The 23,030-nt window shown below is 64.4% G+C and carries 22 protein-coding genes and 1 pseudogene; 19 read left to right on the top strand and 4 right to left on the bottom strand.

All coding sequences use genetic code 11. The annotated features are described in order from the left end of the window. Window positions 1-2 precede the first annotated feature (2 nt). Genes ACIP02_RS16390 through ACIP02_RS16445 form a run of 12 tightly spaced genes read left to right on the top strand, consistent with a single transcriptional unit; the run spans window position 3 to window position 9,070 of the window. Window positions 3-1,790: a GspE/PulE family protein gene (locus ACIP02_RS16390; protein ID WP_400617927.1), complete on the top strand. Its 1,788-nt coding sequence runs from the start codon at window positions 3-5 to the stop codon at window positions 1,788-1,790. After that, a complete protein-coding gene (locus ACIP02_RS16395; protein ID WP_400617929.1) occupies window positions 1,774-2,553 on the top strand; it encodes a hypothetical protein in 780 nt (259 codons plus the stop codon). Before ACIP02_RS16390 ends, ACIP02_RS16395 begins: the two co-directional genes overlap by 17 nt. Window position 2,554: 1 nt before the next feature. Next, complete coding sequence (locus ACIP02_RS16400) at window positions 2,555-3,097, top strand: pilus assembly protein (protein ID WP_400617931.1); 543 nt, start codon at window positions 2,555-2,557, stop codon at window positions 3,095-3,097. Further along, on the top strand, window positions 3,084-3,647 hold the full coding sequence (pilO, locus tag ACIP02_RS16405; RefSeq protein ID WP_400617933.1) for a type 4a pilus biogenesis protein PilO: 564 nt from the start codon (window positions 3,084-3,086) through the stop codon (window positions 3,645-3,647). The genes ACIP02_RS16400 and pilO overlap by 14 nt, the downstream gene beginning before the upstream one ends. After that, entirely contained in the window at window positions 3,647-4,159 is a 513-nt protein-coding gene (locus ACIP02_RS16410) for a hypothetical protein (protein WP_400617935.1), read from the top strand. Before pilO ends, ACIP02_RS16410 begins: the two co-directional genes overlap by 1 nt. Then, window positions 4,156-6,021, top strand: coding sequence for a secretin N-terminal domain-containing protein (locus ACIP02_RS16415; protein WP_400617936.1), 1,866 nt, complete (start codon window positions 4,156-4,158; stop codon window positions 6,019-6,021). The genes ACIP02_RS16410 and ACIP02_RS16415 overlap by 4 nt, the downstream gene beginning before the upstream one ends. Next, entirely contained in the window at window positions 6,018-6,497 is a 480-nt protein-coding gene (locus ACIP02_RS16420; protein WP_400617938.1) for a type II secretion system protein, read from the top strand. Before ACIP02_RS16415 ends, ACIP02_RS16420 begins: the two co-directional genes overlap by 4 nt. 5 nt (window positions 6,498-6,502) lie before the next feature. Continuing rightward, on the top strand, window positions 6,503-6,877 hold the full coding sequence (locus tag ACIP02_RS16425) for a type II secretion system protein (protein WP_400617940.1): 375 nt from the start codon (window positions 6,503-6,505) through the stop codon (window positions 6,875-6,877). Beyond that, window positions 6,852-7,379 carry a type II secretion system protein gene (locus tag ACIP02_RS16430; protein WP_400617942.1) on the top strand — a complete coding sequence of 176 codons (528 nt, stop codon included), beginning with the start codon at window positions 6,852-6,854 and terminating at the stop codon, window positions 7,377-7,379. The genes ACIP02_RS16425 and ACIP02_RS16430 overlap by 26 nt, the downstream gene beginning before the upstream one ends. Further along, a complete protein-coding gene (gene csgE, locus ACIP02_RS16435; RefSeq protein WP_400617944.1) occupies window positions 7,376-7,777 on the top strand; it encodes a curli production assembly/transport protein CsgE in 402 nt (133 codons plus the stop codon). The genes ACIP02_RS16430 and csgE overlap by 4 nt, the downstream gene beginning before the upstream one ends. Then, on the top strand, window positions 7,774-8,187 hold the full coding sequence (locus tag ACIP02_RS16440; RefSeq protein ID WP_201205708.1) for a curli assembly protein CsgF: 414 nt from the start codon (window positions 7,774-7,776) through the stop codon (window positions 8,185-8,187). Before csgE ends, ACIP02_RS16440 begins: the two co-directional genes overlap by 4 nt. 34 nt (window positions 8,188-8,221) lie before the next feature. After that, window positions 8,222-9,070 carry a CsgG/HfaB family protein gene (locus ACIP02_RS16445; protein WP_400617946.1) on the top strand — a complete coding sequence of 283 codons (849 nt, stop codon included), beginning with the start codon at window positions 8,222-8,224 and terminating at the stop codon, window positions 9,068-9,070. A gap of 104 nt (window positions 9,071-9,174) precedes the next feature. On the opposite strand, the gene ACIP02_RS16450 is transcribed toward ACIP02_RS16445, so the two are convergent. Then, window positions 9,175-10,200 carry an RHS repeat-associated core domain-containing protein gene (locus ACIP02_RS16450; protein WP_400617948.1) on the bottom strand — a complete coding sequence of 342 codons (1,026 nt, stop codon included), beginning with the start codon at window positions 10,198-10,200 and terminating at the stop codon, window positions 9,175-9,177. Between the two features lie 137 nt (window positions 10,201-10,337). Here ACIP02_RS16450 and ACIP02_RS16455 point away from each other — a divergent pair. Continuing rightward, window positions 10,338-10,579 (top strand): annotated as a pseudogene (locus tag ACIP02_RS16455) (CsgG/HfaB family protein); the annotation flags it as partial. 90 nt (window positions 10,580-10,669) lie between these two features. Here the strand turns inward: ACIP02_RS16455 and ACIP02_RS16460 are convergent. After that, complete coding sequence (locus ACIP02_RS16460) at window positions 10,670-10,840, bottom strand: type II toxin-antitoxin system HigA family antitoxin (RefSeq protein ID WP_400617950.1); 171 nt, start codon at window positions 10,838-10,840, stop codon at window positions 10,670-10,672. A 743-nt stretch (window positions 10,841-11,583) separates the two neighbouring features. Here ACIP02_RS16460 and ACIP02_RS16465 point away from each other — a divergent pair. From ACIP02_RS16465 to ACIP02_RS16485, 5 genes are all read left to right on the top strand, one after another. Then, complete coding sequence (locus ACIP02_RS16465; protein ID WP_400618130.1) at window positions 11,584-11,820, top strand: hypothetical protein; 237 nt, start codon at window positions 11,584-11,586, stop codon at window positions 11,818-11,820. 425 nt (window positions 11,821-12,245) lie between these two features. After that, complete coding sequence (locus tag ACIP02_RS16470) at window positions 12,246-14,156, top strand: sigma-54-dependent Fis family transcriptional regulator (protein WP_400617952.1); 1,911 nt, start codon at window positions 12,246-12,248, stop codon at window positions 14,154-14,156. A 1-nt stretch (window position 14,157) separates the two neighbouring features. Further along, window positions 14,158-15,891 (top strand): ABC transporter ATP-binding protein, encoded by a 1,734-nt coding sequence (locus tag ACIP02_RS16475; protein ID WP_400617954.1) that lies wholly within the window; start codon window positions 14,158-14,160, stop codon window positions 15,889-15,891. Further along, window positions 15,881-16,558, top strand: a complete 678-nt coding sequence (locus ACIP02_RS16480) for a peptidase S8 and S53 subtilisin kexin sedolisin (protein WP_400617956.1) — start codon at window positions 15,881-15,883, stop codon at window positions 16,556-16,558. The genes ACIP02_RS16475 and ACIP02_RS16480 overlap by 11 nt, the downstream gene beginning before the upstream one ends. Next, window positions 16,551-17,846 (top strand): NAD(P)/FAD-dependent oxidoreductase, encoded by a 1,296-nt coding sequence (locus tag ACIP02_RS16485; RefSeq protein ID WP_400617958.1) that lies wholly within the window; start codon window positions 16,551-16,553, stop codon window positions 17,844-17,846. The genes ACIP02_RS16480 and ACIP02_RS16485 overlap by 8 nt, the downstream gene beginning before the upstream one ends. A 138-nt stretch (window positions 17,847-17,984) precedes the next feature. Here the strand turns inward: ACIP02_RS16485 and ACIP02_RS16490 are convergent, their stop codons facing one another. Together ACIP02_RS16490 and ACIP02_RS16495 are read right to left on the bottom strand one after the other, a co-directional pair. After that, a complete protein-coding gene (locus ACIP02_RS16490; RefSeq protein ID WP_400617960.1) occupies window positions 17,985-19,298 on the bottom strand; it encodes a hypothetical protein in 1,314 nt (437 codons plus the stop codon). A gap of 140 nt (window positions 19,299-19,438) precedes the next feature. Further along, complete coding sequence (locus ACIP02_RS16495) at window positions 19,439-20,932, bottom strand: aldehyde dehydrogenase family protein (RefSeq protein WP_400617962.1); 1,494 nt, start codon at window positions 20,930-20,932, stop codon at window positions 19,439-19,441. 494 nt (window positions 20,933-21,426) lie between these two features. Here ACIP02_RS16495 and peaA point away from each other — a divergent pair, with 494 nt between their 5' ends. Beyond that, entirely contained in the window at window positions 21,427-22,992 is a 1,566-nt protein-coding gene (gene peaA, locus ACIP02_RS16500) for a quinohemoprotein amine dehydrogenase subunit alpha (RefSeq protein WP_400617964.1), read from the top strand. The last annotated feature ends 38 nt before the right edge of the window (window positions 22,993-23,030 follow it).

Raw genomic sequence — 23,030 nt, forward strand, 5'->3', positions numbered from 1 at the left:
CCATGCCAGAAGCATTCGATGCAAACCGGGAAGCTTTACAGCCTGCACCGGCCCATTCGCGGGTAAACCCGCTCCTACATGATTTCGCTGAACCTGTAGGAGCGGGTTCACCCGCGAAAGGGCCGGACCAGGAAAAGCATTTCCAGGCCTACCCCCGCGACCTCTTGGCCCAAGCCCGCCTGCAAGCCAGCGACGAGCGCCTGCTCAACTGCCTGGAACGCCTGGCCTGTGACACCCCGGCCACCTTCACCCAGCGCCTGGGCCTGACCCTGCACTACCCGGTGCTGGACAGCCACACCCTGCTGGCCAGCAGCCCACGCTTCGACAAGGTCAGCCTGGCCATGTGCCTGAAGCGCGAATTCGTGCTGATCGAGCAGGGCGGCCAACTGCTCGGGGTATTCGCCGACCCGTTCGACCATGCCCGCCTGGCCTGGATCGACGACGTGCTGCAAGGCGCGCCGCTGTACCTGGCCCACGCCGCCGAACTGGCCACCTTCCTGGCCCGCCACGAAGAAAGCTTCCACGCCGTCGACGCCCTTGACCACGACGCCGAGGCCAGCAGCGAAAGCGACCCGCTGCAACGCCTGTCGCTGGCCAGCATCAGCGAAGACCAGAGCCGGGTGGTCAAGTTGGTCAACTCCACCCTGTACGACGCCCTCAAGCTGCACGCCAGCGACATTCACCTGGGCATGACCGGCCAGGGCCTGACCATCAAGTACCGCATCGACGGTGTGCTCAACGGCGCCGGCAAGGCCAGCGGCAGCGCCTTCGCCGACCAGGTGATCTCGCGCATCAAGGTCATGGCCGAGCTGGACATCGGCGAAAAACGCGTACCCCAGGACGGCCGCTTCAAGGTCGCCGTGGGCGACCGGCAAATCGACTTTCGCGTGTCGATCATGCCCAGCATCTTCGGTGAAGACGCGGTGCTGCGCGTGCTCGACAAGCAGGACCTGTCCGACCGGGTCAGCGGCGTGCAGCTGCAGGCCCTGGGCTTTGCCGACGAGACCCTGCGCGCCCTGCGCCGGCTGGCCGCCGAGCCCTACGGCATGATCCTGGTCACCGGCCCCACCGGCAGCGGCAAGACCACCACCCTGTACGCCATGATCAGCGAGATCAACCACGGCGTGGACAAGATCATCACCATCGAAGACCCGGTCGAGTACCAGCTACCCGGCGTGCTGCAAATCCCGGTCAACGAGAAGAAGGGCCTGACCTTCGCCCGCGGCCTGCGTTCGATCCTGCGCCATGACCCGGACAAGATCCTGGTCGGTGAGATCCGCGACCCGGACACCGCGCAGATTGCCGTGCAGTCGGCGCTTACCGGCCACCTGGTGTTCACCACCATCCACGCCAACAACGTGTTCGATGTAATCGGCCGCTTCAGCCAGATGCAGGTCGACCCCTACAGCTTCGTTTCTGCCCTGAACGCGGTGCTGGCCCAGCGCTTGATTCGCCTGGCCTGCCCGCACTGCGCCACGCCTTGCGAACACGACGACGACACCCTGTTCGGCTCGGGCCTGACCCGCGAAGGCGTGGCGGGCTGGAAGTTCGTCCGCGCCCAGGGTTGCGGCCAGTGCCGGGGCAGCGGCTACCGCGGGCGCAGTGCCATCGCCGAACTGCTGCACCTGGACGACGACCTGCGGCAGATGATCGTCGAGCGCCGCCCCCTGTCGCAGATCAAGACAACCGCCTGCCAGCGCGGCCTGCGCCTGCTGCGGGCCTCGGCCCTGGACCTGGTCCGTGATGGTCGCACCACCCTTGAGGAGATCAACCGTGTCACATTCATCTGACCGCTACTGCGCGGTACTCGGCGCCGAAGGTGTCGGCCTGGGTCGCTGGCACAAGAACAACCACCAATGGCTGGGCAGCCGCGCGTTCAGCTGCGATGCCGCACAACCGGCCTGGGAAGCCGCCGTGGATGCACTGGCCGCATTGCTGGCCGAGCATGCCGTACGCGGTGCCCAGTTGCGCGTGCTGCTGTCGGCCCGTTACAGCCGCTTCTGCCTGGTGCCCTGGAGCGATGCCATCGGCCACCCGCGTGAGCTGGATGCCTACGCCCGGGCCTGCTTCGAAAACCTCTACGGGCAGCCGCTGGACGACTGGCGCATCGTGCTCTCGCCAGAGCCTGCCGGCGCCGCACGCATCGCCACGGCGCTGCCCGAAGCGCTGCTGCAACGGCTGCAGGCACTGGGCCGGGAAAGCCGCCTGAACCTGCGTTCGGTGCAGCCGTACCTGATGGCCGCCTACAACCGCTGCTCGGCCCAGCTGGAGCAGGGCGACTTCCTGTTCGTGCTGGCCGAGCCACGCCGCAGCGTGTTGCTGCTGGCCGCCGGTGGCGCCTGGCAGCAAGTGCTGGCGCAAGGCTGCGCCGACAGCGACCAGGCCCTGCAGGCCTTGATCGAGCGCACCTGCGAGCTGTACGGCGAGCACCTGCCACGGGTCTACCTGCATGCCCCGGGCCGGGGCGACGTGCCGCAACTGGCGGCGGTGCAGCTGTGCCAGCCGGCCAGCGAAGCCGACCCGCTGTGCGCCATGTGGCGGGCGGTGGCCTGACATGCGCCGCCTCGACCTGGAATTCCAGCCCCGGCGCAGCAGCCCGTTGGCCTGGTCGCTGCTCGCCCTGGGCAGCGCCGTGGTCGCCGGCCTGGTGCTGCTGCAACACCGCTTGCAGGCCGAGCAGGTCGACCTGGAGGCCAGCGTACATACCCTGGAGCTGCAACTGGGCCGCCGCCCGGCCACTGCAGCGCCGCTGAGCAGCGCCGCCAGCCGCGAACAGGCCGAGCGCCTGGCACAGATGAAAAACGTTTCGCAGCAGTTGCAACGGCCTTGGCAACAGCTGTTCGCCATGCTCGAAGCCATGCCTCAGGACGACGTTGCGCTGCTTGGCCTGACCCCGGACGCGCGCAAGGGCCAGGTCCGCATTACCGCCGAGGCGCGCAACCTGGAAGCGATGCTGCAGTACCACCAGCGGCTGGACGCCAGTGACGAGCTCAGCGATGTGTCGCTGCTCAACCACGAGGTGCTGGCGGCGCAGCCCGAGCACCCGGTGCGCTTTACCCTCACTGCGACCTGGGAGACCGGCCATGCGCGCCCTTGAATCGCTGAACAGCCTGATCCTTCAGGAACGCCTGCGCCGTGTCGGCCCGGTCGGCCTGGCGGCAGTCGCCGTCGGTTTGCTGGCAATGGGCATGATGGCTGCCGGGGTGCTGCCGCAGTGGCAGAACGTGCGTGAGCTACGTGCCACCGAAGCGGACGCCAGCGTGCAGGTGCAGCGGGTCAAGCGCGGCGAGCTGAAGATTGCCGTCAAACCCGAGCAACAGGCGCTGGACAGCCTGCGCCAGCAACTGCCGGGGCAGCCCCAGGCCAGCGCGCTGATCGAACGCCTGTATCACCTGGCCAGCGCCGAGCACATCAGCCTGGCCCGTGGCGAGTATGCCCTGGGCGTCGATCCCAAGACCCAGCTGGCGCGCTACCAGATCGTGCTGCCGGTACGCGGCAGCTATCCGCAGATTCGCGGCTTCCTCAAGGGCCTGCTCAAGCAACTGCCGACCCTGGTGCTGGAAGACCTTGAGCTGCAACGCAAACGCATCGGCGACAGCGAGCTGAACGCCCGCCTGCGCATGACCCTTTATCTGTCGAGGTCATGATGAACAGACAACGTGCAGTGATCTGGGTTGGTTTTCTTGGCGTGAGCGCGGCGCTGGCCTGGGCGCCTGATCATTGGTTTGGGCAGGATGATGGCGTGGTGGCCTTCGCGGGTAAACCCGCTCCTACAACGACCGTGAACACCACACAACCTGGTGTAGGAGCGGGTTCACCCGCGAAAGGGCCGGAACAGGCCTCCCGCGACCTGTTCCCAACCCAGCAATGGGCCAAACCCAAAGCCCTGGCCACCGTCACCGAACAACCCGTTGTCACCGCCCCGGTCGCAGCCCCGGTACCCACCGCCCCTGCCTTGCCGTTCCAGTTCATCGGCCGCATGGGCGAACGCGACGACCTGCAGATCTTTCTGCAGAACGGCGAAAAGCTCTACGTCGTGCGCCAGGGCGACGTCATCGAAGACACCTATCGCCTCGACCATGTCTCGGCCAGCGAGTTGAACCTGGTCTACCTGCCTTTGCATCAGTCGCAGACTTTGTCTGTAGGGAGCGCACCATGAAGTCGTCAAAGCTGTGCAAACCTGCTCCGTTCCTGCTGGTGGCGCTGTGCGTGGCCATCGCCGGTTGCGGCTCCAGTGCGGTACGCGAAGACAGCGACCAGCTGATGAAGGAAGGCCAGTACGAGGCCGGCATCGCCCGCCTGGAAGAGGCCCTGCGCGATGACCCGCGCGACACCGAACTGAACATCGCCCTGGCCCACAGCCGCCAGGCCGCCGTGGAGGCGCTGATCAGCCAGGCCGATGCCGACCGCGTCCGCCATGACTTCGCCAGCGCCCGCATGGGCTATGGCCGGGTGCTGACCCTGGAGCCGAACAACCGCCGCGCCCAGGAGGGTATCCGCCAGCTGGAACTGATCCGCACCCTCGACGAGCGCGTGGCCCTGGGCCAGGCGGCGCTGCGCCAGGGCGACCTGTTCGGTGCCGAGCGCTACATGCGCGAAGTGCTGCGCCTGGACCCGCAGAACCAGAAAGGCATGACCCTGCGCAGCGACATCGAAAACGTCCAGGCGCGCACCGCGCAGCCATTCCCGCAGTTGCGCAGCAAGCTGGAGCGGCCGGTGACCCTGGAGTTTCGCGACGCCAACCTGAAGACCATCTTCGAAGTGCTGTCGCAGGTGGCCGGCATCAACTTCATTTTCGACAAGGACCTGCGCCCGGACATGAAGGCCACCATCTTCGTGCGTGAGGTGCGCATCGAGGACGCCGTGGCGCTGCTGCTGGAGCAGAACCAGCTGCGCCAGAAGATCGTCAACGACAATACCCTGATGATCTACCCTGACTCGCCGCAAAAGACCAAGGACTACCAGGAACTGGTCATGCGCACCTTCTACCTGACCAGCATCGACGCCAACACCGCGCTGAACATGGTCAAGACCATGCTCAAGACCCGCGACGTGTTCGTTGACGAGCGCCTCAACACCCTGACCATGCGCGACACCCCGGATGCCGTGCGCATGGCCGAGAAGCTGCTGCAGTCTCAAGACCAGTCCAACCCCGAGGTGGTGCTGGAAGTGGAGGTGATGGAAGTGGCCACCTCGCGCATTCTCGACCTGGGCCTGCAATGGCCCAACACCTTCAGTGTGCTGACCTCCGACGGCAAACCGGTGAGCGTGCTCGACCAGCTCAAGGGCATCGACTCCAGCCGTATCGGCATTTCGCCGGCGCCGCAGGCCAAGATCAACGCCTCGGACAAAGACATCAATACCCTGGCCAGCCCGGTGATCCGCGTCAGCAACCGTGAGCAGGCGCGGATCCACATCGGCCAGCGGGTACCCATCATCAGTGCCACCTCGGTGCCGTCCACCCAAGGCCCGGTGATCACCGAAAGCGTCACTTACCTGGACGTCGGCTTGAAGCTTGAAGTGCAACCGACCGTGCACCTGAACAACGAAGTGGCGATCAAGGTGGCGCTCGAGGTCAGTAACGCCACGCCGCTGGAAGCCACCCGCCAGGGGACCATCCCGGTTCAGGTCGACACCCGCAACGCGCAGACCAGCCTGCGCCTGCACGATGGCGAAACCCAGGTGCTGGCCGGCCTGGTGCGTAACGACCACAACGCCAGCGGCAACAAGATTCCCGGCCTTGGCGACATCCCCGGCCTGGGCCGGCTGTTTGGCAGCAACCGGGACGACATGAGCAAGAGTGAGCTGGTGCTGGCGATTACCCCGCGTATTGTGCGCAACCTGCCGTACCAGAGCCCGTCGGACATGGAGTTCTCTACTGGCACCGAGTCGGCCATGCAGGTACGGCAGATGGCGCCGCTGCCACCGATGGATGTACCCGGCAATGCGCCAACCACCGATGCCCCGGTCGTCAACAGCCAGGTGGTGGTCGCCCCGGTCAACGGGAGCCCACGGCCATGAAAGCCCGGCGCCACATGCACGGCTTCAGCCTGATCGAGGTGGTGCTGACCCTGGCATTGCTCGGCCTGCTGGCCAGCATGGCCGCGCCGCTGACCGAAACCGTGGTACGCCGCGGCAAGGAGCAGCAGTTGCGCGAGGCGCTGTACCAGATCCGCGACGCCATCGACGCCTACAAGCGCGCCTTCGACGCCGGCTACATCGAGAAGCGCCTGGATGCCAGCGGCTACCCGCCGAACCTGCAGGTGCTGGTGGATGGCGTGCGCGATGTGCGCAGTGCCAAAGGCGCCAAGTTCTACTTCCTGCGGCGCATCCCGCACGACCCGCTGCTGGCGGCCAAAGACGAGGACCAGGGTGGCTGGGGCCTGCGCGCCTACGACAGCAGCCCCGACAGCCCGCGTGAAGGCGAGGACGTATTCGACGTGTATTCCAAGGCCCGCGGCAAAGGCCTGAACAACATCCCCTACGGGCAATGGTGACAGCCATGAAACGCAGCAAAGGCTTCACCCTGATCGAACTGCTGGTGGTGATGGCGATCATCGCCACGCTGATGACCATTGCCATGCCGCGCTACTTCAACAGCCTGGAAAGCTCCCGCGAAGCCACCTTGCGCCAGAGCCTGGCAGTGCTGCGCGAGTCGCTGGACCACTTCTACGGCGACACCGGGCGTTACCCCGACTCGTTGGAACAGCTGGTCGAGTTGCGTTACCTGCGCAATACCCCGATCGACCCGATCACCGAGCGCAGCGATGCCTGGCAGTTGGTGCCACCGCCAGAAGGCGTGGCAGGCGGCGTGGCCGATATCAAGAGCGGTGCTACAGGGAGGGCGCGTGATGGCAGCCTCTTCGCTGAATGGTAAGGCCGACGGCGGCTTCACCTACCTGGGCGTGCTGCTGCTGATAGCGGTCAGCAGCGTGGCCCTGGCTGCCACCGGCACGATCTGGGCCAGCGCCGCCCAGCGCGACCGTGAACGCCAGCTGCTGTGGGTGGGCAGCCAGTATGCCCAGGCCCTGCGCAGCTATTACCGCGCCTCGCCGGGGCTGGCCCAGTACCCGCAGGAGCTGGCCGACCTGCTGCAGGACAACCGCTTCCCGCAGGCCCGGCGGCACATTCGCCGGCTGTACCCCGACCCGATCAGCAACAGCGACGAGTGGGGCCTGCTGCGCTCGATCGACGGCCGCATCACCGGCGTGCACAGCCGCTCGGACCAAACCCCGTTCAAGCGCAGTGGCTTTCGCACCGAATGGAGCGGTTTCGAAGGGCTTGAGCACTACAGCGACTGGCAGTTCGTCGCCGAACAGGCGTTTACCGAAAGCGCCGCCGGCGCACAGACCCACAGCGGCCCGGGAGATACGCCATGAACCGCCTGGCCGCGCTGTACCTGGGCCTGCTGTTGCTGGCCGTGCTGGCCACGTCGGCCAAGGCCGGTGAGGAAGACGAGATGCAGGGTTTTATCGTCGACAACACCATCTCGCACATCGGTCACGACTTTTACTACTACTTCGCCGACCGCCTGCGCGCCACCAGCCGCCTGGACTTCAACTTGGTGGTGCGCGAGCGCCCGGATGCCCGCTGGGGCAGCCTGGTCACGGTGGAGTTCGACCGCGAGGTGGTGTACCGGCGCTTCCTGCCACCGAACACCACCGAACTCAAAGACGAGGCCGTCGCAGCGGCGGACCTGGTCAAGCAGCAAATCATTCAACGCAAGCTGCAACGCCTGCTGCAGGACACCACCGACTTGGAGAGGGACGAGCTATGAACCACCGCATTCCACGTTGCATTGCCGCCTGCCTGCTGGCCAGCGCCTGCGCTGCCCAGGCCACCGAGCTGGTGTACACCCCGGTCAACCCGGCGTTTGGCGGCAACCCGTTGAACGGCACCTGGCTGCTGAACAACGCCCAGGCGCAGAACGACTACGACGACCCCGACCTCAAGGACCGCACCTCGGCTTTTTCCGGCACCTCGGCCCTGGAGCGCTTCAGCAACCAGTTGCAGTCTCGGATGTTGTCGCAGTTGCTGGACAACATCAGCAATGGCCAGACCGGCAGCATGGCCACCGACACTTTCCTGATTGACGTGATCGACGACTCCGGGGCCTTGAGCATCAAGGTCACCGATCGCGCCACAGGAGAAACTTCGATCATTGAGGTCAGCGGCCTGAACCCCTGAGAGGGAAGGGCTTTTATGTTGGGGAGAAAACACCATGAAACGTCTGCTGAGCACGCTGCTGATCCTTACCGCCCTGGGCCTGCAAGGGTGTGGCCTGCGCGAACCGATGCCCGCCGAACAGGATTCGGAAACCCCGACCCTGACCCCGCGCGCGTCGACTTACTACGACCTGATCAACATGCCTCGGCCCAAGGGCCGGCTGATGGCGGTGGTCTACGGCTTCCGCGACCAGACCGGGCAGTACAAGCCAACCCCGGCCAGCTCGTTTTCCACCAGCGTTACCCAGGGCGCGGCCAGCATGTTGATGGACGCCCTGAGCGCCAGTGGCTGGTTCGTGGTGCTGGAGCGCGAAGGCCTGCAGAACCTGCTGACCGAGCGCAAGATCATCCGTGCTTCGCAGAAAAAGCCTGATGTGGCGGAAAACATCATGGGCGAGTTGCCCCCGCTGCAGGCTGCCAACCTGATGCTGGAGGGCGGCATCATCGCCTACGACACCAACGTGCGCAGCGGCGGCGAAGGCGCCCGTTACTTAGGCATCGACATCTCCCGCGAATACCGCGTCGATCAGGTAACCGTAAACCTGCGCGCCGTGGACGTGCGCACCGGGCAGGTGCTGGCCAACGTGATGACCAGCAAGACCATCTACTCGGTCGGCCGCAGTGCCGGGGTGTTCAAGTTCATCGAGTTCAAGAAGCTGCTGGAGGCTGAAGTGGGGTACACCACCAATGAACCGGCGCAGCTGTGCGTGCTGTCGGCGATCGAGTCGGCGGTGGGGCATTTGTTGGCGCAGGGGATTGAACGGCGGTTGTGGCAGGTGGCGGGGGATGCGGGGGCGGGGCAGGCTGCGGTGGACAAGTATTTGAGCCAGAATCGGCAGCCTTGATGGAAACTCTCGAGGCCCCTGCCACCTCAGGATGTGTGCTGAGGTGGCAGGTACGTAGGTAATAAGTAAGCGTTTGTTTTTAGTAATGGGTTACGCTCCTATCTTTAAGAGGTTAACATTTTTCTTTTTGCCCATCCTGAAAATTCAGCTCCTATATTTGGCTGATCTGCATAGACGTATTTAATTGACATTGAGTGTGTGATGGCGCTTATGGGGTTGTTTGTGTATCTGCTATATATAAAAGCTTGTCGAATCCTTTGGGTTTCAGATGACTGGGTTTTCAAGTTTTCCATGCTTAAACTTACAGCTTGATTTAGTGATAATGTGAGTGTGCCAGTCTGTCTGGGTTGATGCTTTCTAGGCAGTTTTTCAAAAAACCTCGTCATGGCATCCCGGTCGCCATTCCCTGGAACGTCTGGATATTGTGGCGAAATCAATGTTTCAGGAGCGGGGGCGGGAGCAGACGGGTAATGTGATATAGGCGCAGTGATGGGGGATGTAGAACGGCTGCGCTCTGCTGCCGTCACGGCAGTGATGGGAGATCGAGAACGGCTGCGTTCAGACGTAAAATCAGAAACGGTGCCCCAGTCAGGCGTATATATTGGCGACTGGGAGCGGCCACGAGTAGTAAGAGGGCTCGAAGGTGGAGTGTTCAACGGAGAGGAAGACCGGCTTCTAACATGGCCAGAAGGATCTGTAAAATTTATGGGGTCGTTGTTGCAGTAGGCATAAGCGTTAATGCCGCCTGCGTCGAAAGGGCTATAAGCGTCCACCTGGCAGAAACGCATGAGTGTGGGGCTGTAGATGCGGGTGCCGTTGCCTAGATGGTATAGCGAACGGGCGATATTTTTCAGCTGCCCATTGAAAGCTTGCTGTAGAGGCAGCAGGGCACCGTCGAGCCCATACGCGGTGTAGTTAATTTCACTAGAAGAGTTTGAGTCTACACCTTGCCGATTTAATACTGAGTGGTTGCAGTCGGTGGTCAGTAGTGTGGCGTGAGTTTGCACACTTTTATGTTCTGCTTCCGCCAGTGGCAACGAACCTACAAGGAAAAAGCGCGTTATCAGTCCGGGGCGCGATGCGACGTTGGGTTGTGATCTCTGATAGAAATACCGGGTATCGATAGCCATGTGCCTAAGCCCTGAGTCGACGTGACATGCGTAGTTTAAGGTGCTGAGGCAGTATGGGAGAACTGGCAGATTTATCAGTGGGAATGCCGTAAATGAATGCGTTGAGAGGTATCGAGGCGTCCAGCTTGTGGGAGCGAGTGAACTCGGTCGAGCGCAGTGCCGGGGTATTCGAGTTCATCGAGCTCAAGAAGCTGCTGGAAGCCGAGGTGGGGTACACCACCAAGAACTAGCGCAGCTGTGCGTGCTATCGGTGATCGAAGCGGCGGTAGGGCATTTGCTGGCGCAGGGGATTGAGCGGCGGTTGTGGCAGGGGGCTGGTACTGGCGACATATTATTTTCACCACTGCGCTGCAACGACTTGGACTTGGCGCAAGAGTGAACCCAAGACCCAAGGAAGCTGCTGCGGGTGGGGGCTGTACACGGGAGGTAATCGTCAGTGAGTCGGCGGTCACCGACGGTGGCGACCACGTCAGCCAAGGAACACATCCGGGTTCACACAAAAGCGGTCGGCCAGCGCCCGGAACTGGCGAACGTTGAGTTTACGCTTGCCCGACAACAGCTGGGAGACGGTCGACTGGCTGCCGATCTCGGGAAGGTCGCGCTGGCTGACCCCGTGCTCCTCCATCAGGGAACGTAGCACTTCGACGCCGGTGGCTTCGGGTATGGGAAAGTGCTTTATATCAAAGTTGCTGATCAGGTTAGATGACGACTGGTCGCTACCAATCCGAGCTCGTCGAGCGCCCGCAGCGCTGCAAAAGGTTGATCGCCGACAAGGGCTAGAGTGATTGGGGTTGAGGGCCTCTTCGCGGGTAAACCCGCTCCTACATGGATCGCATTACCCTTGTAGGAGCGGGTTTACCCGCGAAGAGGCCGGTGCAGGCGACACAATAATTTGATTGATGCTGACCCCCTTGGGGCCGCTTCGCAGCCCTATCGCGACACAAGGCCGCTCCTATATCGACCGCGTCAGCGGGTGTGGAAGTGGAGGCCGGCGGGAGAAGTGTTACTGCGCATGCCCTTCGCTTGAAACGCCTCCCCGACACCGGTAGTCTTTGCCCGCTGCTGTAAGTCCAGCAGCCGGGTTTGGTAGCCCGCGATCAATCAAGGCGCACAAGCGCCCGCTCTGCGATACAGTTGGCGCTTTTTTGTGCCCGGCTGTTTCGTTTTATGGCGGCTGTGCGTAGGGCGCCTCCGTGCGCGCCGGTTTCCTTGATTCCCGGTCTACCAACCTGCGTACAGCCGTCACCCTTTCGTTTGGTAGCGATTTGTGGCGGCTCCCGTGAATCAAGGAGCGACACAATGACAAAAGGCTTACCTGATCCTCCCGTACGCGCCACCACGGCGGCCTCCAGTTTCTCTACCTGTGAATGCAGCCATCCGCCGTTGTTTGCCGTGCGCTCGGGGGTGGATTACGAAGATGCGCTGGTGCATTTGTCGACGCTGCTGAAAGGGGCGTTTGCGACCAATCTCAAGGCGCTGGAGCTGGCCAAAGGGACCTGCCGTGATCTGTTGTTGAGCAATGACCATGGGCTGGATTCGGCCAAGGCGGTGGTGGAGGCGCTGTTGGATGGGGTTGAACGGCTGCAACTGGCCGGGCGGGGGAAGGTGGTGTCGGTCTAAGCGCCTGGCGATAGAGATACGGCGCCTGTGAGATCGAGCGCCGCCCGCGCGGCGCTTCGCGGGGCAAGCCCGCTCCCACATTTGTTTCGGGCCAATTATGCCTGTGCCTCTGGCGCGCGCACCCTGGGTGTATGGCTGGAAATTGATGAAAAGCAGGGGCGCAGCCGATATCGAATGGAATAAACAGGGCGGGCAGCGGTGAACTCACAGAAGTGATTGGCCCGAAACAGATGTGGGAGCGGGCTTGCCCCGCGAAGCGCCGCGCGGGCGGCGCTCGATGTCAGCCCCACCCAAAACCCAAGCCATACACCCCCAGCCACTACGCGATCCATCAACCAGATGACGCCCAGCCATTTCTCCCGCACACTGCGGAAAATTCCCAAGCCCGTACCCCGCCACCTTGCAGGGCACAGCCGGAGTAGCAAATGGCGCGACAACTAATAACAAACGCCCACGACCCGCTGCACGAATCCCGCCAGGCCCGCCTCAAGCTGGCCAGCGAAGGCGAGCTGCCGCTGGGCATGCTGCGCGACGAGATCGACGCTTCCTGGCGCCGTAGCCTGGGCCATGGTCTGGACTGCCTGCAAGGCGAACAGGTTGGCCTGGGCCTGGAGCAGGGCCAGGACCTGCGCATGCTGCTGGAGCGCAACCGCCTGCTGGTCGATGCCGTTACCCCGGAGCTGGACTACCTGGTCGCACGCCAGGGCAAGGCCGGTATCGTCATCCTCGGCGATGCCCAGGCCAACGTGTTGGCCATCGAAGGCCAGACGCATGTCCTCAGCCGCGAGGGCCTGCGCGACCTGCACCCGGGCAGTTGCTGGAGCGAATCGCTGCGCGGCACCAATGCCATCGGCACCGCTGTGGTGGAAGGCCGGCCGACGCTGATCAATTGCGGCGAACACTACCTTGACCGGCTCAGCCCGTTCTCCTGTACCTCCGTCCCTCTGCGCGACCCGCGTGGCGAGGTGATCGGCGTGCTCGACATCACCCGCGAAGGGGTGATGGCGCAACCGCAAGACAGCTTGTCGACACTGATGCTGGCCGCCGGCAACATTGAAAGCCGCATGTTCGGCCTGTGCCACCCGGAGCACCTGGTGCTGGCCTTTCACAACCGCCCGCAATACCTCAACAGCGCCTGGCATGGCTTGCTGGCGCTGAGCCTGGACGGTGAAGTGCTGGCCGCCAACGACAGCGCCTGCCAGTTACTGCAGGTGCCGCGCCATGAGCTGATCGGCCGGCGTAGCAGCGACCTGTTGGGCGAACGTTCGCCGGCCTTTATCGCCCGCCTGTGGCAGGGCGGGGTGAGCAGTGTGCAAACGGCCAAGGGCGAGTTCTACTTCCGCGTCTTGCAGCTGCCGCGCCATGGCCGGGTCAACGGCAGCACGCCGGTGAGCAAACCGGCGCTGAGCAAGCAATCGCCCGCACTGGACGCGCTGGCCGGTGGCGACCCACGCCTGGCGCGCAACCTGCGCATGGCCCGCCAAGGGCTGGGCAATGGCTTGCCAGTGCTGCTGCTGGGTGAGACCGGCACTGGCAAGGAAGTTGTCGCCCGTGCCCTGCACCAGGCCAGCCCGCGTGCCGACAAGCCATTTGTGGCAGTCAACTGCGCGGCTATCCCCGAAGGGCTGATCGAGTCCGAGCTGTTCGGCTACCGCGAGGGTGCCTTCACCGGTTCGCGCCGGGGCGGCATGGTCGGCCGGTTGATGCAGGCCCACGGCGGCACGCTGTTCCTCGACGAGATCGGCGACATGCCGCTGGCCTTGCAGGCGCGCCTGTTGCGGGTATTGCAGGAGCGTCGCGTAGCGCCATTGGGCGCAGGTGACGAACAAGACATCGACGTGGCGCTGATCTGCGCCACCCACCGTGACCTCAAGCGCCTCGTGCAGGAACAACACTTCCGTGAAGACCTGTACTACCGGGTCAACGGCGTGTCGCTGCGCCTGCCGGCATTGCGCGAGCGCGATGATCTGGCTGCGATCATCCAGGGCCTGTTGGACAAGTCCGATGCCCGCGGCGTTACCCTCGACCCGGCGCTGAGCGCATTACTCGAAGGCTTCGACTGGCCGGGCAACATCCGTCAGCTGGAAATGGTGGTGCGCACCGCACTGGCCATGCGTGAGGACGGCGAGCAGGTACTGACCCTCGACCACCTCACCGACTGCCTGCTGGACGAACTGGCCAGCAGCACGGCGCCTTCCGGCAGCCTCAAGGACACCGAACTGGAACAGATCCGCGGTGCGCTGGCGCGCCACCAAGGCAACGTTTCTGCCGCTGCCGAGGCACTGGGTATCAGCCGCGCCACGCTGTACCGCAAGCTCAAACAGTTGCGCGGCTGACGTGGGCGGCCTGTTCGCAAGGCTGGTGGACTCCAGCGACCCTGTACTCATGCGCCAGGCGTTGGCCTGGCTGTATGGTTTCGTGCGCCCGCACCGGCGCGCCATCGGCCTGTTGCTCGGCTTGTCGCTGGGGGCCTCGCTGCTGGCGCTGGCGCAACCCTGGCTGGTCAAGACCCTGATCGACGAGGGGCTGCTGGCCAAGAACTACCAGACCCTCTGGCACATGGCGGCGATCATGATTGGCGCCGGCCTGCTGGGTACCGTGCTGGCCGGGGTCAACCGCTACCTGCATACACGCTTGTCGGGGCGCATTTTGTTTGCCCTGCGCGACGACCTGTACCGCCACCTGCAGCAGTTGTCGCCGACCTTCTACGGCCGGCGGCGTATCGGCGACATTCTTTCGCGGCTGGACGGCGATGTGGCGGAGATCCAGCGCTTTGCCGTGGACTCGCTGTTTTCTGCGGTGTCGGCGGTCATTGGCCTGGTGGGGGCAGTGGCATTGATGCTGATGCTGTCGTGGCAACTGTCGTTGCTGCTGGCGCTGCTGGTGCCGATCGAGGTGTTGTGGCTGCGCTGGATGCGGCGCAAGGTCGAGCGCGAAGTGCGCAACCTGCGCGAGCGCTCGGCGGATGTGTCGTCGTTCCTGGTCGAGACCCTGCCGGCGATGAAATTCATCCAGGCGGCTGGCCAGCAACACCGCGAGGCGGGGCGGCTGGACCAACTTGGCCAAGGTTACATGCGCCAGTTGCTGAAGGTGCAGGTGACCGAATTCTTTACCCAGGCGATCCCCGGTACGCTGACCTCGTGGTGCCGTGCCTGTGCATTTCTGGTCGGTGGCTGGGGGGTGATCCAAGGCACCTGGCAACTGGGCGCGCTGATTGCGTTCTCCACCTACATGGGCATGGCGGTCGGGCCGGTGCAGAGCCTGTTGGGCCTGTATGTGGCGGTGCAGCGTATGGCAGTGAGCCTGGGGCGGGTGATGGAACTGAAGCAGGAGGCGGTAGCGGTGCGCCCGGCAGCCAACCCGCAACCCATGCCCGATGGCCCGGGCGAATTGCGCCTGGAGGCGCTGAGCTTTGCCCACGAGGGGCGCCAGGGCGCAGTGCTGAATAATGTGCAGGTGTGTGTGCCGGGGGGCCTGAAGGTGGCCATCAGCGGCGCATCAGGGGTGGGCAAGTCGACCCTGATCGACCTGTTGCAGCGCTTCTACGACCCGGACGCCGGGCGCATTCTGCTGGACGGTACCGACCTGCGCGACCTGGACCTTGCTGCGTTGCGCCGGCGTATCGCGGTGGTCAGCCAGGACATTGTGTTATTCCGTGGCACCTTGGCGCAGAACCTTGCCTATGGTGTGCCCGAGGCCACGCGTGAAGCGTTGGAGCGGGTAGTGCGCCTGGCGCGCCTGGATAGCCTGGTCGAGAGCTTGCCGCTGGGCCTGGACGGCCTGCTGGGCGAGCGGGGCCAGCAGCTGTCCGGGGGCCAGAAGCAACGCATCGCCATTGCCCGCGCGGTGTTGCAGGCACCGGCGATTCTGGTGCTGGACGAAGCCACGTCGGCAGTGGACGAAGCTACCGAGCGCGAGGTGATCGCGGCTATCGACCAACTGTTCGCCGGCCGTACGCGCATCCTGATCAGCCACCGCGCTTCGACTTTGGCCGATGCCGACCTGCACTTGCAGTTGCATGATGGCACATTGCAGGTGCTGGCGCAGGAGGTGATCAAGCATGGGCACTGACCTGCGCGTTGGCGTCATCGACAGTGGCTGCTCGCTGGAGCAGGCCCGTGATTTGCTGGGTGCCCGTCGTTTCTGGCTGGAAGACGGCCAGTTGCGCGAAGGTGCAATGCTGCGCGACCAGCTTGGCCACGGCAGTGCGGTGCTTGCTGGCTTGCAGCGTGAGGCCGGGCCGGTGCCAGTGTTGGTGGCCCAGGTATTCAGCGCCCAGGCCAGCACCAGTGCCTTGCAGGTGGCAGCCGCGCTGCTGTGGCTGGTGGAGGCGGGGGCGACGTTGGTCAACCTCAGCCTTGGCTTGCAGCAGGATCGGCCGGTGTTGCACCAGGCTTGCGCCGAGGCGTTGGCCGCCGGTGTGCTGTTGTGCGCTTCCAGCCCTGCGCAGGGTGGGCCGGTGTACCCGGCCAGCTACCCCGGGGTCATCCGGGTTACCGGCGATGCCCGCTGTGCACCGGGCCAGTGGTCGTGGCTGGGTACACGGCAAGCGGATTTTGGCAGTTACGTGGGCGAGGGCGGCAGGGCGGGGGCGAGCCTCGGCTGTGCGGCCTTGAGCGGCAGGATTGCGGCCTTGCTGCATGATCAACCGGGCATGAACCGCCAGCACGTGCATGACTGGTTGCGTGACCATGCGGCCTTCAAAGGCCCTGAGCGACGGGGTGCCAGCCATGGCTGAACCGCGCATTGTGGTGTTGGGTGCAGGGCCTGCCGGTGCGGCGACAGCCATTGGCCTGCGACGGCTGGGATACGCGGTAACGGTGGTGTCGGATTGGCGGCGCTTTGCGGCCGTCGAAGGGGTTTCCCTGCGGGTGCTTGAAGGGCTGCGCCACGCTGGCCTTGGCGGAGCCTTGAGCCAGGCCGCGATGCCGGCCAGCCGTCAAGTGCGCTGGAATGGCCAGCACCTGCAAATGAATCAGGAGTTTCTGATCGACCGGCAACGCTTTGACCGGGCGTTGCGCGACGATCTTCAGCGTGCAGCTGTGAGCATAGTCGAGGGGCGGGTGCGTGAGGTCGTTCACGAGGGTGGTCATCGTGTTCGTCTGGAGGATGGGCAGGTATTGGCTGCCGACTTCCTGGTCGAGGCCCGGGGCCGCCAGGCACCGCTGGCTGCAGACCGCCTTCGTGGGCCGGAGACGGTCAGCCTGCTCAATGTCTGGCAGGGTAGCCCCGGTGTGCCGGCGTCGGCGGTGGAGAGCCTGGAAGATGGCTGGGCGTGGATGGCGCGGCTGGAAGATGGCCGCTGTTACTGGCAGGTCACCGTCGACGCCGCCGGGCTGCCGGGCAAGGCCGGGTTGGCGGATTACTGCGCGCAGCGGCGTGCCCGCAGTGCGCAGGTGGCTGAGTTGTTCGATGAGCAGGCGTTAGAGCCTGCACAGGTACATGCCCGCAGCAGTACTGCGATTCTGGCCGGGGAGTGTATCGGGCACGACTGGATTCGGGTGGGTGATGCCGCAATGGCGGTTGACCCGCTGTCGGGCAACGGGATCTTCCAGTCGCTGTCTTCGGCGTTGCAGGCGCCGGTGGTGATCAATACGTTGCTGCGCAGGCCCGAGCGGGCAGCGTTGGCGCGGCAATTCCATCAGCAGCGGGTTGAGCAGCTGTTCTTGCGCTTTGCCAGGATTGGGCGGGACTTCTATGGCCAGGAGCAGGGCCGCGTGGGTCAACCTTTCTGGGATCAGCGCCAAGGCTGGCCGGATGTGCAGCCATTACATCTGGCGGCTGATTGGCATGCGGTACGGGTAGAGCGGCGGCCTGTACTGCGTGATGGTCTGGTGGATGAGGCCGAGGTGGTGGTGACGGCGGACCAGCCGTTGGGGGTGTGGCATTTGCAGGGGGTGGAATTGGCGCCGGTGGTGCGGGAAATTCGCAGTGGCCGACCGGTTGAGGCAGTGTTGGCGGGCCTGGCGGGTGACCCGCAGCAGATGATGGTGCGGCGTTGGTTGGACGAGCAGGGGTTGGTTTGAGAGTGCCGGGGCCGCTGTGCGGCCCTTTCGCGACACAAGGCCGCTCCTACACGTACAGCGCCGCCCGTGAGCTTGCGCGGTCCTTGTAGGAGCGGCCTTGCGTCGCGATGGGCTGCAACGCAGCCCCAAAATCTCGAATCAGAAGAAAGTCCCGACCACCAGTTGCAAATAGGTCCCGGTGTCCGTCCCCCCCAACTGCGTCCCTCCATTCGCCGCGCTGCGCTCCGGCTTGTAGAACCCCACCACCGGGCTGATCAGCAGGTGATCGTTGACCATCCATTCCACATACAGGTCCAGCTCCCGCCCGCCTAGGTTGCCCTGATCGGTGTCCAGCGTATCGAAGTCGAAGTACAGCGCGCCCACGGTCAGATCGTCCCGTGGTTTGCCCTTCAGCGCCACGTGGTGCACCTGGCTGTTCTTGTTGAACGGCCCGGCATAGTTGGCCGCCACTTCACCCTGGAACCAGGTGCCATAGCCGCGGCTCAGGCCATAGAACAACGGGTCGAACCCTTCTGAAAAGCGGCTGTAGCGGTAGGTGGCGGTCGGTGCCCAGGGCAGTTCGGAGAAGGTCCAGTTCCCCTCCAGGTACCAGGCGTACTCCCGCCCGCCGGTTTTGTCCTGGGTCACGTACTCGGCGGCCAGCTCCAGGTCTTTCACCCCCAGGTTGCCACGCCCGCGCAGGCTGGCGGTGTTCATGCCGTCGCGGTGTTCCAGGCCCATGATCTGCGCGTAGCGCTGGTCCACATCGAGACCGCGGATCCAGCTCACGCCCACGGTGCCGGCGTCGGCGACGTGTTGCAGGTTGGCCACCGCCAGCGAGGTGTCGGCCTGGTAGTGGTTGTCGGACTTCAGCCACATCAGGTCGCCGCGCCAGCCTTGCTTGCCGCCCAGACGCAGCACGGCCGTGCGGTCGAAGGCTTTGCGTGCGGCCAGGTAGTAGGCACCCCCGCGGTCGAAGTTGGCGCCAAGGTCGACTTTGCCCAAGTTCACCGGGTCGCCCTGGATCAGGAAGCCGTCGCCCAGGGTCACCACCTGGCGGCCGCCGGAAATGTCCACGCCGTCTTCGCCCAGGGCCGGGAACAGGTTGGCCGAGCGCCAGCCCAGGTACAGGTCTTCGATGGCGGTGCGGCGCTCATCGCCCAGGGTCAGGCCGGCCGCGTCGCCATCGCCCCAGGTGGCGGAGCTGAGCAGGTTGAAGGCGCCGTACAATGCACCGCTGTCGGCAAGGGCCTGGCTGCCGCTGAGGCCATACTTGATGTAGCCCTCCTGCCAGGCACTGCTGCCGGGCTTGCGGTTGCCGGCCAGGTTGTAGCTTTCGTCGCTGTGGAAGGCGCCGAACAGGGCTTCGAGGTCGGCGTTGAGGGTGGTGCCGTTTTGGTTGTACAGCTCGTAGGCTTGGGTGGCGGGTGCGGTCAACAGCAGGGCCAATGTGCAGGCGAGTGTGTGCCTCATGGGATTGCTCCATGGTTTTTTATTGTTGTTTTTTGGGGTGCCTGTGCCGGCCTCTTCGCGGGTGAACCCGCTCCTACAACAGGCGGCGCATCCCCCGTAGGAGCGGGTTTACCCGCGAATAGGCCGGAACAGGAAAACGATCAGAGCTTGATCAACACCGACTTGAGCTCGGTGTAATGCTCGATGGCCGCCGCACCCATCTCACGGCCAACGCCGGACATCTTGTAACCACCAAACGGCAGCGCCGGGTCGAGCGCGCTATGGCAGTTGACCCACACCGAGCCCGACTTGATGCGGGGGATCATCCGGTGCACTGCAGCCAGGTCGTTGGACCAGATGCTGGCACCCAGGCCATAGGGGTTGTCGTTGGCCATGCCGATCACTTCGTCGAGGTCATCGAACGGCATCGCCACCAGCACCGGCCCGAAGATCTCTTCCTGCACCAGGCGGTGGCGTTGATCGACATCGACGATCACGGTCGGCTTGACGAAGTAGCCCGGCCCGAAGCCTTCGCCACCGCAGGCGATGGTCGCGCCCAGTTCGCGGCCAAGCTCGATGTAGCCGGTGACGCGGTCCTGCTGTTTGGCCGAGATCAGCGGGCCCATCTGCACCGCAGGGTCCAGGCCGCTGCCCAGCTTCATGCCGTTGGCGATGCCGGCGATGTCGGCCACCACGTTGTCGAAGTGCTTGCGGTGCACATACAGGCGCGACCCGGCGCAGCACACCTGGCCCTGGTTGAAGAAGATCGCCGTGGCGGCGCCGGCGGCGGCTTCCTGCAGGTTGGCGTCGGGCATGACGATGGTCGGCGACTTGCCGCCCAGCTCCAGGGTGACGCGGGTCATGTTGTCCATGGCCGCCTTGCCGATCAGCTTGCCAACCTCGGTGGAGCCGGTGAAGGTCAGTTTGTCCACGCCGGGGTGGCGGCTAAGCGCGGCACCTGCATTCAGGCCGGTACCGGTGACCACGTTGAACACGCCTGCCGGGTAGCCGGCTTCATCTACCAGTTCGGCCAGCTTGAGCACGCTCAGCGGGGTTTCATCAGCGGGCTTTAGCACTACGGTGCAGCCGGTGGCCAGGGCCGGGCCGAGCTTCCAGCAGGCCAGCAGCAGCGGGAAGTTCCAGGCGACGATGGCACCGACCACGCCGACAGCCTCACGGCGCACGAAACCGTGGAACTGGTCGTTGGGCATCAGCGGCATGGACGCTTCGACGGTGCTACCCTCGATCTTGGTGGCCCAGCCCGCCATATAGCGCAGGAAATCAATGGCCAGTTGCACGTCCATCACCTGGGCCACGGCGGCGCTCTTGCCGTTGTTCAGGCATTCCAGTTCGGCCAGTTGCCGGGCGTCGCGTTCCATCAGGTCGGCCAGGCGCCACAGCAGGTTCTGCCGTTCACGTGGGCGCAGGCGGCTCCATGGCGAGCCGTCGAAGGCCTGGCGTGCCGCGCGCACGGCGCGGTCGACATCTTCGGCCTCGGCAGCAGGCACTTCACCCAGCACTTCACCGGTGGCCGGGTTGCGGAACGACAGGGTGCGACCGCTGGCGGCGTCCTGCCAGTCGGCGCCGATGCGCATCTTCAGCTTGCGTTCGAGAAAGGCGCGGGTGGCGGGCAGGATGGGCAGGTCGGAAAGCATGGGGCTGTGCCTCTTGTCATTGGATGTGACGGGCACTGGCGCAATGGCCGTGCCAAGGTGGGCAGAAGGCCGCAAGGTGTTGAGCGTGTTGGGTTTTGTCTGGATGCGCGGCGGTGATTGCAGGCGTGCGCTGTTGCACATTGAGACGGTGTGAGACGGTGGTGAAACAGTGGCTGACCCGGCCTCTTCGCGGGTGAACCCGCTCCCACAGAGAGAGTGTTGCCTGTGAGCTGGCACCGTCCCGGTAGGAGCGGGTTTACCCGCGAATGGCCTGCACAGCAGGCCCCTGTCTCAGGATGAAACACCCTGTCGCGAAATGGCACGCTCCGGTCACTTGGACAAAAGGCTGGCACTGCCATCGAAACGGGCTAACAGCATGAAATACAACGGTTTTGCCTAACCTGGCACAGTATCTGTATCACAACCGTCACATGCACACCTGCTGTACCAAAGCGTGCGAAAACGATAAGAACAACAACCGTGGAGGTCTGACCTTGAAGACGACTCGACTCCGGCGGCATGCGGGCAAACTGGCGCTGGTCGCCGCCGCGCTGCTGAGCACCCAGGCCATGGCGGCCGAGCAGGGCCCGAGCCTGTTGCAGAATAAGTGCATGGGGTGCCATATCCCCGAAGGCAACGATACCTATAGCCGCATCAGCCACCAGCGCAAAACACCGGAAGGCTGGCTGATGAGCATCGCCCGCATGCAGGTGATGCATGGCCTGCAGATCAGCGATGACGACCGGCGTACGCTGGTCAAGTACCTGGCCGACAAGCAGGGCCTGGCGCCCAGCGAAACCGAGGGCGTGCGCTACGCCATGGAACGCCGGCTCAATACCGTCGAGCACTTCGACACCCAGCTCAGCGAAACCTGTGGCCGTTGCCACTCCGGTGCCCGCGTTGCCTTGCAACGGCGCCCGGCCAAGGAATGGGAACACCTGGTGAACTTCCACCTCGGCCAATGGCCGTCCCTTGAATACCAGGCCCAGGCGCGTGACCGCGACTGGCTGCCGATTGCGCTCCAACAAGTAGTACCCGAGCTGGCCAAACGTTACCCGCTGGAAAACGCGGTTTGGGCCGAATGGCAAAAAGCCAAGCCCAAGGCCGACGCGTTGCCGGGGCAGTGGGCATTCAGTGGCCACATGCTGGCCAAGGGCGATGTGCGCGGGGTAATGAGCGTTACCGCCGACGAGGGCGACACCTTCAAGGTCGAGGTCAAGGGTGCTTATGCCGACGGCACGCCATTCAACGGCAGCGGTTCGGCCATCCTGTACAACGGCTATGAATGGCGCGGCAACGTCAAGGTCGGCGATGCCAACCTGCGCCAGGTGTTCGCCGCGCTGGATGGCGAAATGAAAGGCCGTATGTTCGAGGCCGAACACGATGAGCGTGGCCTGGACTTCACCGCCGTGAAGGAAGGCAAGGCGCACCTGCTGGCGGTACAGCCGGCGTTCATCAAGGCCGGCGCCGAGAGCGAAATTACCTTGGTCGGCAGCGGCCTGACTGGCAAGCCAGACCTGGGCGCCGGCGTGGAAGTGACCGAAGTGCTGGAGCAGACCCCGACCCTGGTGCGGGTCAAGGCCCGCGCGGCGGCCGATGCCAAGCCTGGCCAGCGCAAAGTTGCAGTGGGCGCGCTCAAAGGCGTCAACCTGGCGGTCTACGACAAGGTCGACGAAGTGAAGGTAGTGCCGGCGTTCTCCATTGCCCGCATTGGCGAGAACGGCGCTTCGGTGCCGAAAGTGCAGGGCCGTTTCGAGGCAGAGGCATGGGGTAAAGACGCCAACGGCCAGCCCCTGCGCATCGGCTACCTGCCGGCCAGCTGGAAGGTCGAGCCGTTCAACGAGCGTGCGGTGGAGGATGAAGACGTCAAGTTCGCCGGGCAGATGCAGGCCGATGGCGTGTTCGTGCCAGGCGGTGCCGGCCCCAACCCGGCGCGCAAGATGATGACCAACAACGCCGGTAACCTGAAGGTCATCGCCACCCTGGCCGACGGTGGCCAGACCGGCGAAGGGCACATGATCGTCACCGTTCAGCGCTGGAACAACCCGCCGCTGCCGTAACGGCAAGACGCAACGGTTTTCCAACGAATCGATTATCG

This window comes from Pseudomonas sp. NPDC089408, assembly GCF_044749445.1.
GTDB lineage: Bacteria > Pseudomonadota > Gammaproteobacteria > Pseudomonadales > Pseudomonadaceae > Aquipseudomonas.

Coding starts and splice junctions, on each gene's coding strand:
- ACIP02_RS16495 (WP_400617962.1), bottom strand. CDS start 20,932: ATGCTTTCCGACCTGCCCATCCTGCCCGCCACCCGCGCCTTTCTCGAA.
- ACIP02_RS16420 (WP_400617938.1), top strand. CDS start 6,018: ATGAAAGCCCGGCGCCACATGCACGGCTTCAGCCTGATCGAGGTGGTG.
- ACIP02_RS16470 (WP_400617952.1), top strand. CDS start 12,246: ATGGCGCGACAACTAATAACAAACGCCCACGACCCGCTGCACGAATCC.
- ACIP02_RS16400 (WP_400617931.1), top strand. CDS start 2,555: ATGCGCCGCCTCGACCTGGAATTCCAGCCCCGGCGCAGCAGCCCGTTG.
- ACIP02_RS16480 (WP_400617956.1), top strand. CDS start 15,881: ATGGGCACTGACCTGCGCGTTGGCGTCATCGACAGTGGCTGCTCGCTG.
- ACIP02_RS16390 (WP_400617927.1), top strand. CDS start 3: ATGCCAGAAGCATTCGATGCAAACCGGGAAGCTTTACAGCCTGCACCG.
- ACIP02_RS16445 (WP_400617946.1), top strand. CDS start 8,222: ATGAAACGTCTGCTGAGCACGCTGCTGATCCTTACCGCCCTGGGCCTG.
- ACIP02_RS16490 (WP_400617960.1), bottom strand. CDS start 19,298: ATGAGGCACACACTCGCCTGCACATTGGCCCTGCTGTTGACCGCACCC.
- ACIP02_RS16430 (WP_400617942.1), top strand. CDS start 6,852: ATGGCAGCCTCTTCGCTGAATGGTAAGGCCGACGGCGGCTTCACCTAC.
- ACIP02_RS16485 (WP_400617958.1), top strand. CDS start 16,551: ATGGCTGAACCGCGCATTGTGGTGTTGGGTGCAGGGCCTGCCGGTGCG.
- ACIP02_RS16440 (WP_201205708.1), top strand. CDS start 7,774: ATGAACCACCGCATTCCACGTTGCATTGCCGCCTGCCTGCTGGCCAGC.
- ACIP02_RS16425 (WP_400617940.1), top strand. CDS start 6,503: ATGAAACGCAGCAAAGGCTTCACCCTGATCGAACTGCTGGTGGTGATG.
- ACIP02_RS16415 (WP_400617936.1), top strand. CDS start 4,156: ATGAAGTCGTCAAAGCTGTGCAAACCTGCTCCGTTCCTGCTGGTGGCG.
- ACIP02_RS16410 (WP_400617935.1), top strand. CDS start 3,647: ATGAACAGACAACGTGCAGTGATCTGGGTTGGTTTTCTTGGCGTGAGC.
- pilO (WP_400617933.1), top strand. CDS start 3,084: ATGCGCGCCCTTGAATCGCTGAACAGCCTGATCCTTCAGGAACGCCTG.
- ACIP02_RS16450 (WP_400617948.1), bottom strand. CDS start 10,200: ATGGCTATCGATACCCGGTATTTCTATCAGAGATCACAACCCAACGTC.
- csgE (WP_400617944.1), top strand. CDS start 7,376: ATGAACCGCCTGGCCGCGCTGTACCTGGGCCTGCTGTTGCTGGCCGTG.